A 14,698-nucleotide genomic window follows, 5' to 3' on the forward strand; every position below is an offset into this window, starting at 1 on the left:
ATGACGTCCGTCCACGAGGAGGACCTGGTCCTCGGCGCGCTCGGCCGGCTGGGCACCCGCCTGGACTGCGCCGGCTTCAGCCGGCTGGACCTGGAGGGCCCGCAGGTGCTGTGGCTGGTCGCGGCGGGCGCCGTCGACCTGTTCGCGGTGGACGCCGCGCAGCAGGGCCACTGGCACCACCTCGGCCGTCTGGAGGCGGGTTCGCTGCTGCTCGGCCCGGTCGCCGGACCGCAGCACACGCTGGTGGCCCGCCCGCTGCGCGACTGCGTGGTGCACCGCATCGGCCTGCGGGAGCTCTACCAGCCGGCGACCACACAGACCTGGGCGTACGACGAGTACGGCCAGCCGCAGTACGTCCCGCCGGCGACGAGCCCGCTGGAGCACGCCCTCGCCCTCGGCGTCGGCCGCGGCCTGTCCATCCTGTTCCAGGCGCCGATGGCCACCGAGCGGGCCGCGGCGCCCGCCGCCGACGACGACGTGTTCTGGATGCAGGTGCCGCCGGGCAGCGTGCGGTACGGCGAGCTGTACGGCGCCGAGGCGGCTGCCGACCTGCTGATGGACCCGGCGCTGTGGCAGAGCATGGTCGACCAGCAGTACCGCCTGCTGACCACGCTGGACCGCTGGATCGAGCAGCTGGAGCGCACCCACGAGACCCGGACCGCGGAAGGCATCAAGGCCGGTGAGGCGGTGCGCGTCCGGGCCGACCGGACCCTGCTGGCGGCGATCGGCAAGCGGTCGGCGCAGCGGACGACGGCCGCCGACGCGGACGCCACGTACGCGGCGTGCAAGCTGGTCGCCCGGGCCGCGGGCATCGCGCTGGCCGAGCCCGCGCACAGCGGCGCCGAGAGCGACCGGCTCGACCCGGTGGAGCGGGTCGCCGTCGCCTCCCGGGTGCGCACCCGCGCCGTGCGCCTCCAGGGCCGCTGGTGGCGGGAGAACGTCGGGCCGCTGGTGGGCCGGCGGGCGCTGTCCGGGGCGCCGGTGGCGCTGCTGTGGCGGCGCGGCGGATACGTGGCGGTGCATCCGGGCTCCGGGCGGGAGACGGCCGTGGACAAGGCCAACGCCGAGGAGTTCGAACCGCGCGCGGTGATGTTCTACCGGCCACTGCCCGAGCGCCGGCTCAGCCCGCTGCGGCTGATGCGGTTCTGCCTGCGGGGCACCCGCGGCGACCTGCTCAACCTGCTGGCCAGCGGGCTGGTGACGGTGGCGGTCGGGGCGCTGGTGCCGCTGGCGACGGGCAAGGTGCTCGGCGAGTTCGTACCGCGCGCCCAGACCGAACTGATCAGCCAGGTCTGCCTGGCGGTGCTGATCGGCGGTGTGGTGGCGGCGGCGTTCATGCTGCTGCAGAACCTCACCATCCTGCGGCTGGAGGGCCGGATCGAGGCGACGCTCCAGCCGGCCGTGTGGGACCGGCTGCTGCGACTGCCGACGACGTTCTTCACCGAGCGCTCCACCGGCGAGCTGGCGAGCGCCGCCATGGGCATCAGCGCGATCCGCCGGCTGCTGGCGGGGGTCGGCCCGACGGTCGCCCAGTCGGTGACCGTCGGCGCGATGAACCTGGGGCTGCTGCTGTGGTACAGCATGCCGATGGCGCTGGCGGCGATCGGCATGCTCGTCGTGATCGCCGCGGTCTTCCTGGGGCTCGGCCTGTGGCAGGTGCGCTGGCAGCGGCGGCTGGTGGTACTCACCAACAAGCTGAACAACCAGGCGTTCCAGACGCTGCGGGGCCTGCCCAAGCTGCGGGTGGCCGCGGCCGAGAACTACGCGTACGCCGCCTGGGCGGAGCGTTTCGCGCACAGCCGTGAGCTCCAGCGCAAGGCGGGCCGCGTCAAGAACCTCAACGCCGTGCTGGGCGCGGTGTACCTGCCGCTGTGCACGCTGGTGATGTTCATGCTGCTGGCGGGACCGGCGCGCGGCTCGATGTCGGCGGCGGCTTTCCTCACCTTCAGCACGTCGGTGACCATGCTGCTGACCTCGGTGACCCAGCTGACCGGCGCGTTCGTCTCGGCGGTGGCGGCGCTGCCGCTGTTCGAGGAGATCAAACCGGTGCTGGAGGCGACGCCGGAGGTGCGTACGGCCAGCACCCGGCCGGGTCCGCTGTCCGGGGCGATCGAGGCGCGGCGGTTGTCGTTCCGGTACACCGACGACGGGCCGCTGATCCTGGACGATGTGTCGTTCGAGGTGCGGCCGGGCGAGTTCGTGGCGATCGTGGGCCCGAGCGGCTGCGGCAAGTCGACCCTGCTCAGGCTGCTGATCGGCTTCGACCGTCCGCTGTCGGGCAGTGTGCTCTACGACGGCCAGGACCTGGCCGCCCTGGACCAGTCCGCGGTACGCCGCCAGTGCGGGGTGGTGCTCCAGCACGCGCAGCCGTTCACCGGCTCGATCATGGACGTGATCTGCGGCACGGAGCCGTACACGCCGGAGGAGGTGATGGCGGCCGCCGAGATGGCGGGGCTCGCCGAGGACATCCGGCGGATGCCGATGGGGCTGCACACCATCGTCTCGGGCAGCGGGGCGGTCTCCGGTGGCCAGCGGCAGCGGCTGATGATCGCCCAGGCGCTGATCCGCCGTCCGCGCATCCTCTTCTTCGACGAGGCGACAAGCGCCCTGGACAACGAGACACAGCGCACGGTGATCGAGTCCACCAAGGCGCTCAACGCCACCCGCGTCGTCATCGCCCACCGCCTGTCGACCGTGCTGGACGCCGACCGTGTGATCGTGATGGAGGACGGCAAGGTCGCCCAGCAGGGCCCGCCCGCGCAGCTGCTCGCCGACACGGGGAGCCGGCTGCACGAGCTGGTGCGGCGGCAGCTCGCCTGAGGGACGCGCGGCGGTCCCGGTACGCGGGTTTCCGCCGCCGTGGCGATGGATGCCGGCCGTCCCCCGCCCGGCTCCGTTGACGCGCCCGCCGAGTGGGTACCTGCCGGGCATGCGGATCAGCGTGGTGGACGTCGGATCGAACACGGTCCGGCTAGTGGTGGCGGACGCGGAGGGCGGCGTGCCGCTGCCGGTGCACACCGCCAAGTGGCGGCTGCGGCTGTCGCAGCAGGTCAGACCGGGGGACCCGATCCCGCAGGGCGCCGTCGAGCGGCTCGTCGACGCGGTCGCCGAGGCGAGCGGGACCGCGACCCGCTGGGGTGCCGCCGGTCCGCTGGCCTTCGCGACCGCGGTGGTACGGGCCGCCCCGAACCGGCAGGAGGTGCTGCGCACCGTGCGGACCGGCACGGGGGTGGCCCTGTGCACCCTGCCGGGCGAGGTGGAGGCGGAGCTGACGTTCCTGGCGGCCCGGCGCTGGATGGGCTGGCGGGCGGGTCCCCTCGCCCTGCTCGACATCGGCGGCGGCTCGCTGGAGGTCGCCTTCGGCCGGGGCCGGCTGCCCGACTTCGTGGCCTCGCTGCCGCTCGGGGCGGGACGGCTCACCCACGAGTTCTTCGAGGGCTGCGACCCGCCGCCGCCGGAGCTGGTGCGGGCGCTGCGGCGCAGTGTGCGCCACCAGCTGCGGGACGTGGCGGGACGGATCCGCTGGGAGGGCCCGCGCACCGCGGTGGCCACCTCGCGGACCTTCCAGCAGCTGGGCCGGCTGTGCGGGGCCGCGCCCGGACGGCACGGGCCGTTCGTGGAGCGCGAGCTGCGCTGCGGGGACCTGCGGCGGGCGATCGACCGGCTGGCCGCGCTGCCCGCCGCGGAACGGTCCCGGCTGCCCGGCATCTCCGCGCCGCGGGCCGCGCAGAGCCTGGCCGGCGCGGTGGTCGGGCACACCGCGATGAAGCTGACGGGCCTGAGAACGGTGACGGTCTGCCCCTGGGCGATCCGCGAGGGCATCATGCTGCGGCACATCGAGGACGGCCCGTCCTGGTGGGCGGAGGTCACCCGGCGCGGTGACGAGGCCCCTGCCCCGGACCCGGTGCCGCTGCGCATCGCGACCACGACCAGCTGAGCGCCGGTGTCCGGCCGCCGCGGCCGGGCACCGGAGGAACAGAGAGAGCACCACGGAAGGAGACAGCCGTGTCCCATGACGGCGACCGCGCCCGGAAGAAGCCCGAGACGGCGATCGAGGCGGTGCTGCGCGAGGTCGAGGAGGCCGAGACGCGCTCGTCGGAGTCCGAGGAGGCGCGGCGGCACCGCGGCGAGGCCGGGGACGCCCTCACGACCAACCTCCGGGCCCAGGAGGAGTCCCGCGGCGACTGAAGCAGGCACCTCCATGTGCGCGGACGGCGACGGCCCCGAGGCGGGCCGTCGCCGTCCGCGCACGTGAGGAGGTGTCCGGGAGACATGGGACACGCACCGGGAAGGTGCTCTCGCGCCGCGCCCGGGTACCCGCAGCCCATGGATCTGGATCACGACCGCGAAGGTCCCCGGCTGCCGACGGCCCGGGGACCGCTGTCCGCCGCCGTCACGGAGTACCTGCTGGGTGCGGGCCCGCTGCCCCACCCCGAGACCGCCGCCGCCGCGTCCCCGTACGGCGACGATCTCCAACTCGCCCTCTATGTGTGCTACGAGCTGCACTACCGCGGCTTCGCGGGCGTCTCCCCCGACCGCGAGTGGGACCCCGACCTGCTGCGCACCCGCGCCGCGCTGGAGCACCGCTTCCTGTCCGCGCTGCGCGCCGGCACCCGGGTGCACGCGAGCGTCGAGGACGCGGTCGCCGGCCTCCTCGTCGAACCGGCCGACGGCTCGGGCGTCACCCACTTCCTGCGCGACGAGGGCGAGCTGTGGCACCTGCGCGAGTACGCGGCCCTGCGGTCCCTGTACCACCTGAAGGAGGCGGACCCGCACGCCTGGGTGCTGCCCCGGCTGCACGGCCGGGCCAAGGCGGCGATGGCGGCGGTGGAGTTCGACGAGTACGGCGGCGGCCGTCCCGACCGCGTCCACGCCCGTCTGTTCGCCGGCCTGATGACGGATCTGGGCCTGGACACCACCTACGGGCACTACCTGGACGAGGCGTCCGGGGAGGCGCTCGCCACGGTGAACCTCATGTCCCTCTTCGGTCTCCACCGCGGCCTGCGCGGCGCCCTGGTGGGCCACTTCGCCTCGGTGGAGATCACGTCCTCGCCCGGGTCGCGCCGGCTCGCCGAGGCGATGCGCCGGACCGGGGCCGGGCCCGCCGCCGAGCACTTCTACGACGAGCACGTCGAGGCCGACGCCGTCCACGAGCAGGTGGTGCGCCACGACGTGATCGGCGGTCTGCTGGAGCAGGAGCCGCACCTGGCCGCGGACGTGGTCTTCGGGATCGACGCCACCGCCCACGTGGAGGACCGCTTCGCCGCGCGGCTGCTCGCCGACTGGCGGGCGGGCCGCTCGTCCCTGCGCACCGCCCTGCCCGGCGGGGTGCCCGTCTCCCATACTTCCTGATCCGCGGGGTACCTGGGACGCGTGAATCCCATGGTGCTACCGGGCGTGTACGCCCCTCAGGAGGACACCGAACTGCTGGCCGAAGCGCTGTATGAGGAACCCCTTCCCGCGGGGGCCGCCGTGCTCGACGTGGGGACGGGTTCCGGCGCGCTGGCGCTGCGGGCCGCGCGGCGGGGCGGGCGGGTGACCGCCGTCGACGTGTCCAGGCGGGCGGCGTGCGCCGCCCGGCTCAACGCCCGGCTGGCCGGGCTGCCGGTCAGGGTGCGGCGCGGCAACCTCTTCGAGCCGGTCCGCGGTGAGTCCTTCGACCTGATCCTGGCCAATCCGCCGTATGTGCCCGCGCCGGACGGCGGCACCCGGCCGCGCGGTGCCGCCCGGGCCTGGGACGCGGGGCCGGACGGCCGGCTCGTGCTGGACCGGATCTGCCGGGAGGGCCCCGCCCTGCTGCGCCCCGGCGGTGTGCTGCTGATCGTGCAGTCCGCGCTCAGCGATCCCGGCCGGACCGTCAGGTACCTGCGCGAGGCCGGTCTGAAGGCGGCGGTGGTCCGGCGCCGGCGGATCTCACTCGGTCCCGTGCTGCGCGGCCGGGAGCGCTGGCTGCGGCAGCGGGGGCTGCTGTCCCCGGCGGAGAACAAGGAAGAGCTGGTGGTCGTCCGTGCCGAACTCCCCGTCTGACACCCCCCGCCGGATCACCGTCCAACGCCGGGGCCCGCTGCTGGTGGAGGGGCCGGTGGAGGTGGAGCTGGAGGACGGCACGACGGTGTCCTCCGACCGCTTCCGGGTCGCCCTGTGCACCTGCCGCCGCAGCCGGCGCTTCCCCTGGTGCGACACCAGTCACCGCGCCCGGTCCCGGCCGGGTGAGGGGCCCTCCTGCGACGAGCGGCCCCGGCGGGACGGCACGTGATTCCGGGGGCGGCGGACGGCCCCACTCCGTCCGCCGCCCCCGGTGTGGCACCGCGCCGGCCCGTGACAGGCCCGCACTCCCCAGCAACGGGCCCCTGACACGTCACGGGCACCGCGCGGTGCCGGTCTCAGAACGCGAAGACGCCCGCGCCGTGGGCGTTCTTCACGCACTCGTTGGCGAAGGTGCGCTCGTAGGAGACACGCCGGCCCTCCCAGACCCCGTCGACGGTGACCACCACCGGGTCGTACTCCTTGGTGCACAACACGCCGTCGTCGGCGGCCAGGGCGTCGAAGTCGCCGCCGGTGCCGCGCAGTTCGGCGCAGGCCGGGCCCGCGGCCGGATGGGTGCCCGCGGGCCGCGGGGCGCAGGTCAGGGTGACCGCGCGGACCGGAGTGGCGAAGGCCGCGCTCTCTCCGCGGCCGACGGTGAGCACCAGGGCCGAGGGGGCGTGGAGCGAGGCGGGCGTGTGCTCCGGGGCGGCGAGGGCGGCCCCGGCCAGGGGCCCGCAGACGGTGGCGGCCGTGAGGCCGAGGGTCATCGCCCAGCGCGCGGTGTTCCGCATCGTGTGCATCCTTCCGCTCGATTCGATGGGTCGCCGGCCGGACCCGGTCGGGATCCGGGACGGCGAGCGCGAGTCTGCCGAGTCCGCCGCCGGAACTCACATCGACCCCATAGATTTCGGTAACCTTGCGTATTGAATCAGTGGCGCGATGTCACGGAATTCGAACGTTCCAATGCCGGTTCCTGGCGATTCTTGATCGCTCGTACCGGTCCCATGGCGTGATCTCCGCGTTCGCCAATCGGCCTGAAACATGCCGCTCCGAACCCCGGCCGATCGCCCGGCTCCCTCGCCCCCGGGACCTCCTCTCCGGCCCGGGCCCGGGCTACTCGCGAGTATCGTCTGGGCGGCGCTACCTCGACGACGAGAGGCGGGACACACGCATGGCGAAGCACTGGGCGGACTTCCAGTACGAGATCTACCTGAACGGGATGACGGGTGCCGTGCCCCGGCTGCCCACCGACCTGACCCGGCTGGAGGCGCTCACCGAGCAGCGGCTCGGCCCGGGTCCGGTCGGCTACGTGGCGGGCAGCGCGGGCGACGGCAGCACCGCGCGCGCCAACCGGGCGGCGCTGGAACGCCGCCGCATCGTGCCGCGGATGCTGCGGGACGTGCGCGAGCGGGACCTGTCGGTCCGGGTGCTGGGCCGCCCCCTGCCCGCCCCGCTGGCCCTCGCGCCGGTCGGGGTGCTGTCGATCATGCATCCGGACGCCGAACCGGCCGCCGCCCGGGCCGCCGCCGCGCAGGGCGTGCCGTACATCCTCTCCTCGGCGTCCAGCACGCCCCTGGAGCAGGTGGCCGAGGCGATGGGCGACGCGGAGCGCTGGTTCCAGCTGTACTGGCCCAAGGACCGCGAGGTCGCCCGCAGCTTCCTGATCCGGGCGAAGACCGCCGGATACACCGCCTTGTTCGTCACCCTGGACACGCCGCTGCTGTCCTGGCGCCCCCGCGATCTCGACCAGGCGTACCTGCCGTTCCTGCACGGCGTCGGCACCGCCAACTACTTCTCCGACCCCGCGTTCCGGGCGGGTCTGGCCAAGCCCGTGCACGAGGACCCGGACGCGGCCGTCACGCACTTCGTCGGCATGTTCGCCGACCCCGGCAAGACCTGGCCGGACCTGGCGTTCCTGCGGGAGAACTGGGACGGCCCGATCGTGCTGAAGGGCGTCCTGCACCCGGACGACGCCCGTCTCGCGGCCGACGCCGGGATGGACGGCGTCGTGGTCTCCAACCACGGGGGCCGTCAGGTGGCCGGCGCGGTGGCGGCGGCCGACGCGCTGCCCGGGGTGGTGAAGGCGGCCGGCGACCGGCTCACCGTCCTGTTCGACAGCGGGGTGCGCACCGGCGACGACGTCTTCAAGGCGCTCGCCCTGGGCGCGCGGGCGGTCCTCCTGGGCCGTCCCTACGCCTACGGGCTCGGCCTGGACGGCCAGGCCGGCGTCGAGCACGTGATCCGCTGCCTGCTCGCCGAGTTCGACCTCACGCTCGCCCTGTCCGGCCACGCCACTCCGTCGGCGCTGAGCCCCGCCGACCTCGTGGAGGGCGCCGCCTGACGGGCCGGCGCCGGACCCGCTCCGCCACGGCTCCGGACGGTCTCAGATCTGCCAGGCCCGCAGCCGGTCGGCCGCCCCGTAGACGTCGGCCGCGCCGGACATCAGGTCGCGGGCGAGGTCGACGAGGGCGCCGTAGGGCGGGTCGATGCCGACCCCGCTGACGAACATGTACGCGACCGCCGTGGCGCAGGCGAAACGGGCGTTGGCCGACGGGAGGGGCCTGAGGACGGCGAGGGTGTGCAGCAGGGCGGCGGCCCGCCAGGCCGGGTCGGAGTCGACGCCCAGCCGGGGCGGGTCGACGCGGTGCCGGGCGACGGCGGCGACCAGCGCCGAGAAGTCGTTGATCGTGGGCTGGTCCGGCAGGACCTCTTCATGGCGCTGGAGCAGCCAGGGCACATCGATGTGGAGGACGGCCGCCATGGAATCAGGCGGCCCGGCCCTCGCCCTTGGCGGGCGGTTCGTCGTCGGGGAAGGCGGCGGCGAACTCCTCCGCGTGGGCGGCGAAGAACCGGCGGAACGCCTCCGCGCCCTCCTGCAACGCCCGGTGCCGCGCTATGTCGGCGGCGGCCGCCTCGCGCACCAGGGCCTTCATCGACGTACCGCGCTCCTTGGCGATCTGCCGCAGATCCTCCAGTTCGCGGTCGCTGAACTCCACGTTCAGAGCTGGCATGCTCCCTACGGTACCGCGCGGGTACCATGACGTAAATACCCCCAGGTCACGGCGCTGACGCGCGGTACCTGGGGGTGGGACAGGCCGTGCGGCGGCCGGTGGGCGGCCGCACGGCGGGACGGAGACGGCGGAAACGGGACGGTCAGCCCTGGTCCGCCACGAAGGACGCCATCCAGGTCAGAGCCGCGTTCCAGTTGATGGTGATCTCGTTGGTCGACCAGGACTGGATGTCGTCGATGTAGCAGAACTGCCCGACACAGCCCTGGAGTTTGCTCTGGGCGACGGGGTCCTGGATGCTCGAGTTGGGACCGCCGGAGAGCGAGCCGGCCGGCGGGTTCGGCAGCTTGGGATCGAGCTGGCGGGCGTACCAGCGGCTGTGCTGGTTCTGCGCGGTGACGTCGCCGTACCCGGTGACGTAGGAGATGTTCAGGGCGTTGCGGCCGAGGATGTAGTCCATGCTCTGGACCGCGCCGTCACGGTATTTCGAGCCGCCCGTGATGTCGTAGGCGCTGGCCAGCACGACCGCGTTGTTCAAAATCTGGTGGCTGGAGCCCCAGTCGTAGAGGTGGCCGTCGGGAGCGTACGGCATGCCGTACGGATGGGCCTTCAGCGTGGCCAGGTAGCGGTCGGCGCCCTGCACGACGGACCGGCGGACCTTGTCCCGGCCGGGGAGCCGGCTCGGCACGGTGGCCAGGTCCAGACGGGCCGCCGCCGCGGTGCGCGCCCAGTCGAAGCCGACCGGGCCGAAGATGTCCGCGGTGTGCACCGGGGAGTTCAGCACATGGTCCGCGAACCGCTTCTCGCCGGTGGTGAGGTAGAGCTCGGCCGCCGCCCAGTAGAACTCGTCGTCGATGTTCCGGTCCGGGTAGGCACCGCCGCCGATGCCGTCGCTCTCGGACGCGTAGACGTCGGGGTGCGCCTGGGCCGCCTCCCACGCCGTGCGGGCCGCGGCGAGCGCCCTGGCGGCGAACTCGCGGTCGTAGGGCTTGTACAGGCGGGCCGCCTGGGCGGCCGCGGCGGCCAGGTTGAGCGTCGCCGCGGTGGTCGGCGGGTGGAGCTCGCGCTTTTGCGGGTCGTCGCTGGGCAGCAGCGGCAGCCCGGTCCAGTTCTCGTCGTGGATCTTGTGGTGGGCCATGCCGGCCAGCGGCTGCCCCTCCGGCACCTGCATCTTCAGCAGGAAGTCCAGCTCCCAGCGGACCTCGTCGAGCAGGTCGGGCACCTTGTTGCCGCTCTCCGGGATGGCGAGGGAGCCGTCGCGGAACTTCTCCGGCTCTCCGGTGCGGGCGTGCAGGGCGCGCTCGTAGGTGCTCAGCAGCTCCCAGACGGAGATGCCGCCGTTGACGACGTACTTGCCGTGGTCGCCCGCGTCGTACCAGCCGCCGGAGACGTCGAGCCGGTAGTCGCACACCCCGGGCTGGCACGGCACGTCGGTGTCGCCCTGGTTGGGCGCGACGCCCGCGTGCCCGGCCGGGCGGGCGTAGCCCGGGCGCAGGTCGTCGCGGATCGCCAGGCCGCTGCGCTGGGTGTAGTAGAACTTCGCCGCGTCCACGCTCAGCCGCTCGTAGGCGTCCGTGCCGATGTCGAACGGGCGGCTGCTCTCCCCGTCGGCGACCAGCGTGAAGCCCTTGCCGCGCGTCCGGAAGCCGCCGAAGTCGATCGAGTGGACGTTCTCCCCGGAGGAGGCGTCGGTGCCGCGCGGCACGGTCCAGCCGCGGGCGACCACCGTCCCGGCACCGTTCTTCAGCTGCCAGGGCAGCCGGGAGGCGGCGTCGGTGACCAGGGTGGCGTTCTTCGGCCCGGAGGGCAGATAGGCGACCTGGTTGACGCGGACCCGGGGCCCGGTGTCGGGCTCGTACGGCTCCGGTGTGACCCCGCCCAGCAGGGACACGTCGTCCAGGCAGAACCGCCAGGGGTCGGCGCCGCCGCCGACCTGGAAGGCGACCTGGCCCTGGGCGGTGTCGACGGGCGAGGTGAAGGTGTAGGAGTAGCGGTTGCCCGAGACGCTGAGCTGCGGGCTCACCTCGTAGTACGCGTCGTACGGCTCCACCGACAGCCCGACGACGGCCCGGACGACGTGGTCGGCGGGGGTGCCGTCCGCGTAGAAGGAGAAGCGGTAGGACTCTCCCTTGACGAGGGGAATGTCGTTCTGGCCGACGGCCGCGTCCCAGCGGTTCGTGGTGCCGCCGGGGACGTCGGCGCACAGCCGGCCCTCGGACACGCCCGCGGTGACGTTGGCACTGGTCCACCAGGGGGCGGTGCCGGCGTCGAAGGTGCCGTTCCTGACCTGCTCGACCTCCTCGGCCCCGGCCTGCGCGGCGGGCAGCGCGGTGAGCGCCGTCGCCAGCAGGGCCGTCAGGGACAGCAGGGCGGTTCTGCGTCTTTTCACGTCTGGGCTCCTCAAGGGGAGGGGCGGGGAACGCTCATGATGGGAGCGCTCCCAAAAGCGGATGCAGGGACATCGTTGTTGCAGCCATGACACCGCGTCAACGGTCGGGACGGGAGTGGTTGCATCCCGCCCCGGCCGCTGCGCCCGCACCGGCCCGCCCGGCTCACACGGCGGGCGCCTCCCACCGGCTGATACGCACCGCCCCCTGGGGCCGCCCCGGGTGACGGCTCGTCAGCGTCAGGCGCAGCCGGGAACCCCGGACCCGGTCGAAGGTGATGACGGTGGGCGCGTCGGAGGCGGTGGCCCAGTCGACACGGGCGCCGCGGACCGCCCGCCACCCGCGGCCGTCGAAGACGGCGACCTCGGCCGTGGCCGGCAGGCTGTGCCCCCCGTCGACGGTGAAGGAGACCTCCAGGCGGTCGAAGGCCCGCGTCCGTCCGTAGTCGACCGAGACCCAGTCCTCGGCGCGGGCCCCGTCGAAGGCGGGCAGCAGGGCGGTGGCCGCCTTGAGGAAGCCGTTGGACCAGCCGGTGGCCGGGTCGCCGTCCAGCATGGCGGCCGGCGGGGTGTCGGGGCGGCCGGAGTAACCGGCGTCCGCGTACGGGTAGTTCTCCGGCGCGGGATGGTCCGGGCCGAAGACGGGCGCGGGTGTGGTCGCGCGGGAGGCGGCCCGGGTGGTCCGCACGGCTGCCGTGCCGGTGCGCAGCCCGTCCGCGCGGGCGGTCACCCGCAGCGTCCCGGCCCGGGTGCCGGCGCGGACGATGGCCAGCACCTTGCCGTGGAAGGCGGTGCGGGTGCTCGCCTGGTAGCGCTCGGCGCTCTCCTGGCGGCCGTTGTCGAGGCCGGCCAGGGATCCGCCCGTGACCTCGAAGGAGAGCAGGTGCCCGGCGTCCGGCACCATCACGCCGTGCCGGTCGACCACCTCGGCGGTCACGAACACCAGGGAGCGGCCGTCCGCGGCGAGCGAGGCGCGGTCCGGCGTCAGCCGTATCGTGTGCGGCGCCCCGGCGGTGCGCAGGACGTCGGTGGCGACGACCTCGCCGTCCCGCCGGGCCACGGCCCTGAGTTCGCCCGGCTGGTAGGGCACCTTCCAGGTCAGATGGAGTTTGCCGGCACTGCCGTTGGGGCTGGTGTAGCTGCCGGGGTAGGGGCCGTCGGTGAAGGTCTTGTCGTCGCCGGTCGCCTCGGTGGTCTCCAGGTACGCCCGGCCGTCGACGGTCGTCTTGGTGTCGAAGCTCCGCGTCCCGAGGGACCTGCCGTTGAGGAACAGCTCGACGGTGGCCACGTTGGCGTACGCCCACACCTCGACCGTATCGCCCTCCTGGTGGTTCCAGCTCATGGGCAGCAGGTGGACCATCGGCTCGTCGGTCCACTGGCTCCGGAAGAGGTGGTACATGTCCTTGGGGAAGCCGGCGGTGTCGACGGCGCCGAAGAAGGACGCCTTGACCGGGAAGACGTCGTACGGCGTGGGCTCCCCGATGTAGTCGATGCCCGACCACAGGAACTGCCCGGCGAACCACTTGCGGTCGCGGTCCTTCTTGTGGCCGTACTCACCGCTCATGGTCCAGGAGGCGAGGTTGTTGTCGTACGAGGAGGTCGCCCTCCTGCCCGGCGTGTGGTTCTCGCCGGTGTTGAGACGCTCGGGCTCCTGGTAGGTGCCGCGGCTGGAGGTCTCCGAGGACGACTCCGACTCGAAGAGGAACAGGTGGGGATACGCCTCGTGCAGCGCGTCCACCGACTTGGCGGTGTTGTAGTTGAGGCCGAGGCCGTCCAGCTTGGCCAGCATCAGGTCGGCGGGCGAGCCCTTGGCGGGCAGACGGCGGTACTTGTCGGAGCCGATGACGAGGGGACGGGTGTCGTCGGCGGCCCGGATCGCGTCGATGATCCGGTCGGCCATGGCGAGCCCGGCGGTGGACGTGGAGTCCGGCACCTCGTTGCCGATGGACCACATCACCACGGCGGGCGAGTTGCGGGCCGCGTGCACCATCTCGGTGGCGTCCCTCTCGCACCACTCGTCGAAGAACCGGCCGTAGTCGTAGGGGTTCTTGCCGGTCCGCCAGCAGTCGAACGCCTCCACCACCATCACGATGCCCAATTCCTCGCAGACGCGGATCAGTTCGGGCGCGGGCGGGTTGTGCGAGGTGCGCAGGGCGTTGACGCCCATGGACTTCATGATGTCCATCTGCCGGCGGATCGCGTCGACGCTGACCGCGGCGCCCAGCGCGCCCAGGTCGTGGTGGAGGTCGACGCCCTTGAGCTTGGTGTAGGCGCCGTTGAGGTGGAAGCCCTCCTCGGGGTCGACGTGGAAGGTGCGGATGCCGAAGGGGGTGTCGTAGGTGTCGACGCTCCGGCCGTCGACGCGCAGTTCGGTCCGCAGGGTGTAGCGGTGCGGGGTGGCGAAGTCCCACAGACGGGGGCGGGGGACGGTCAGTTCATGGGTCTCGGTGTGTTCGCCGGCGACCGGGGCCGTGGAGGCGGCGCGGGCCACCGTGTTCCCGTCCGGGTCTTCGATCACCGACCCGATCTCGACCCGCCGAGCGGCCCCCGACGTGTTCGCGACCGTGGTGCGGACCCGCACCTGGGCCCGGTCGTCCGTCACCTGAGGGGTCGTCACTTGGGTTCCCCAGCGCGCCACGTGCACCGGTTCGGTGACGACCAGGCGGGCCTCGCGGTAGATGCCGCTGCCGGAGTACCAGCGGCTGCTGGGCAGCCGGTTCTGGACCTTGACCGCGAGGACGTTGGGGGTCCGGCCGTCGGTGTGCGCCACGTCGGTGAGGTCGAGGGCGAAACCCGTGTAGCCGTAGGGGTGCCGGCCGATCTCCCGGCCGTTGCAGTACACGTACGCGTCCATGTAGACGCCGTCGAACTCGACCGAGATCCGCTTGCCCTCGTACGCGGGCGGCAGGGTGAAGGCGAGGCGGTACCAGCCGAGGCCGCCGGGGAGGAATCCGGTGCCGCTGGTCGTGCCGTGCCCGGTCGTGGGCGTCTGCTCGATGCTCCAGTCGTGCGGCACGGCCACCCGCCGCCACGCCGCGTCGTCGTACTCCGGCTCGGCGGCCCGCGTGTACTCCCCCGTCGGGTCGGTGATCCCGCCCGGGTTCACCAGCGCGAAACGCCAGCCGTCGCGCAGGGCGACGGTCCGGCGGCCGGGGGCGTCGCCCGTCACGTCCGCGGCCCGGGCCGCCGCGGCGCCCGGGAGCGCCGCGGCCGCCGGGGCGGCCGCGGAGACGGCGAGGACCGATCTGCGCGTGACTGTCATGACGACTCTCCCTCA

General features: G+C 73.5%; 12 protein-coding genes. 7 read left to right on the plus strand and 5 right to left on the minus strand.

Annotation, left to right across the window (positions count from 1 at the left end):
• From AB0L74_RS18120 to AB0L74_RS18145, 6 genes are all read left to right on the plus strand, one after another.
• Nucleotides 1-2,820: an NHLP bacteriocin export ABC transporter permease/ATPase subunit gene (locus AB0L74_RS18120; protein WP_365652554.1), complete on the plus strand. Its 2,820-nt coding sequence runs from the start codon at nucleotides 1-3 to the stop codon at nucleotides 2,818-2,820.
• A 109-nt stretch (nucleotides 2,821-2,929) separates the two neighbouring features.
• Nucleotides 2,930-3,937 carry a Ppx/GppA family phosphatase gene (locus AB0L74_RS18125; RefSeq protein ID WP_365652557.1) on the plus strand — a complete coding sequence of 336 codons (1,008 nt, stop codon included), beginning with the start codon at nucleotides 2,930-2,932 and terminating at the stop codon, nucleotides 3,935-3,937.
• Nucleotides 3,938-4,005: 68 nt separating this feature from the next.
• A complete protein-coding gene (locus AB0L74_RS18130; RefSeq protein WP_365652560.1) occupies nucleotides 4,006-4,188 on the plus strand; it encodes a hypothetical protein in 183 nt (60 codons plus the stop codon).
• Between the two features lie 144 nt (nucleotides 4,189-4,332).
• Complete coding sequence (locus tag AB0L74_RS18135; RefSeq protein WP_365652728.1) at nucleotides 4,333-5,352, plus strand: iron-containing redox enzyme family protein; 1,020 nt, start codon at nucleotides 4,333-4,335, stop codon at nucleotides 5,350-5,352.
• A 30-nt stretch (nucleotides 5,353-5,382) separates the two neighbouring features.
• The gene (locus AB0L74_RS18140) at nucleotides 5,383-6,027 is read left to right on the plus strand and encodes a HemK2/MTQ2 family protein methyltransferase (RefSeq protein WP_365652563.1); all 645 of its coding nucleotides are present in this window, start codon (nucleotides 5,383-5,385) and stop codon (nucleotides 6,025-6,027) included.
• Nucleotides 6,008-6,256 (plus strand): CDGSH iron-sulfur domain-containing protein, encoded by a 249-nt coding sequence (locus AB0L74_RS18145; protein WP_365652567.1) that lies wholly within the window; start codon nucleotides 6,008-6,010, stop codon nucleotides 6,254-6,256. The genes AB0L74_RS18140 and AB0L74_RS18145 overlap by 20 nt, the downstream gene beginning before the upstream one ends.
• A gap of 127 nt (nucleotides 6,257-6,383) precedes the next feature.
• Here AB0L74_RS18145 and AB0L74_RS18150 read toward each other — a convergent pair whose 3' ends face one another.
• A complete protein-coding gene (locus tag AB0L74_RS18150) occupies nucleotides 6,384-6,818 on the minus strand; it encodes a protease inhibitor (protein ID WP_365652570.1) in 435 nt (144 codons plus the stop codon).
• 380 nt (nucleotides 6,819-7,198) lie between these two features.
• Here AB0L74_RS18150 and AB0L74_RS18155 point away from each other — a divergent pair, with 380 nt between their 5' ends.
• Nucleotides 7,199-8,368: a lactate 2-monooxygenase gene (locus AB0L74_RS18155; protein WP_365652573.1), complete on the plus strand. Its 1,170-nt coding sequence runs from the start codon at nucleotides 7,199-7,201 to the stop codon at nucleotides 8,366-8,368.
• Nucleotides 8,369-8,410: 42 nt separating this feature from the next.
• Here AB0L74_RS18155 and AB0L74_RS18160 read toward each other — a convergent pair whose 3' ends face one another.
• The 4 genes from AB0L74_RS18160 to AB0L74_RS18175 all read right to left on the minus strand — a co-directional run bounded on the left by AB0L74_RS18160 (nucleotide 8,411) and on the right by AB0L74_RS18175 (nucleotide 14,683).
• The gene (locus AB0L74_RS18160; RefSeq protein WP_365652576.1) at nucleotides 8,411-8,788 is read right to left on the minus strand and encodes a toxin Doc; all 378 of its coding nucleotides are present in this window, start codon (nucleotides 8,786-8,788) and stop codon (nucleotides 8,411-8,413) included.
• Between the two features lie 4 nt (nucleotides 8,789-8,792).
• Nucleotides 8,793-9,038, minus strand: a complete 246-nt coding sequence (locus AB0L74_RS18165) for a hypothetical protein (protein WP_029384821.1) — start codon at nucleotides 9,036-9,038, stop codon at nucleotides 8,793-8,795.
• A gap of 142 nt (nucleotides 9,039-9,180) precedes the next feature.
• Nucleotides 9,181-11,424 carry a glycoside hydrolase family 9 protein gene (locus tag AB0L74_RS18170; protein WP_365652581.1) on the minus strand — a complete coding sequence of 748 codons (2,244 nt, stop codon included), beginning with the start codon at nucleotides 11,422-11,424 and terminating at the stop codon, nucleotides 9,181-9,183.
• 163 nt (nucleotides 11,425-11,587) lie between these two features.
• On the minus strand, nucleotides 11,588-14,683 hold the full coding sequence (locus tag AB0L74_RS18175; protein ID WP_365652584.1) for a glycoside hydrolase family 2 TIM barrel-domain containing protein: 3,096 nt from the start codon (nucleotides 14,681-14,683) through the stop codon (nucleotides 11,588-11,590).
• Nucleotides 14,684-14,698: the final 15 nt, after the last annotated feature.

This window comes from Streptomyces sp. NPDC052020 (assembly GCF_040680575.1).
Lineage (GTDB): Bacteria > Actinomycetota > Actinomycetes > Streptomycetales > Streptomycetaceae > Streptomyces.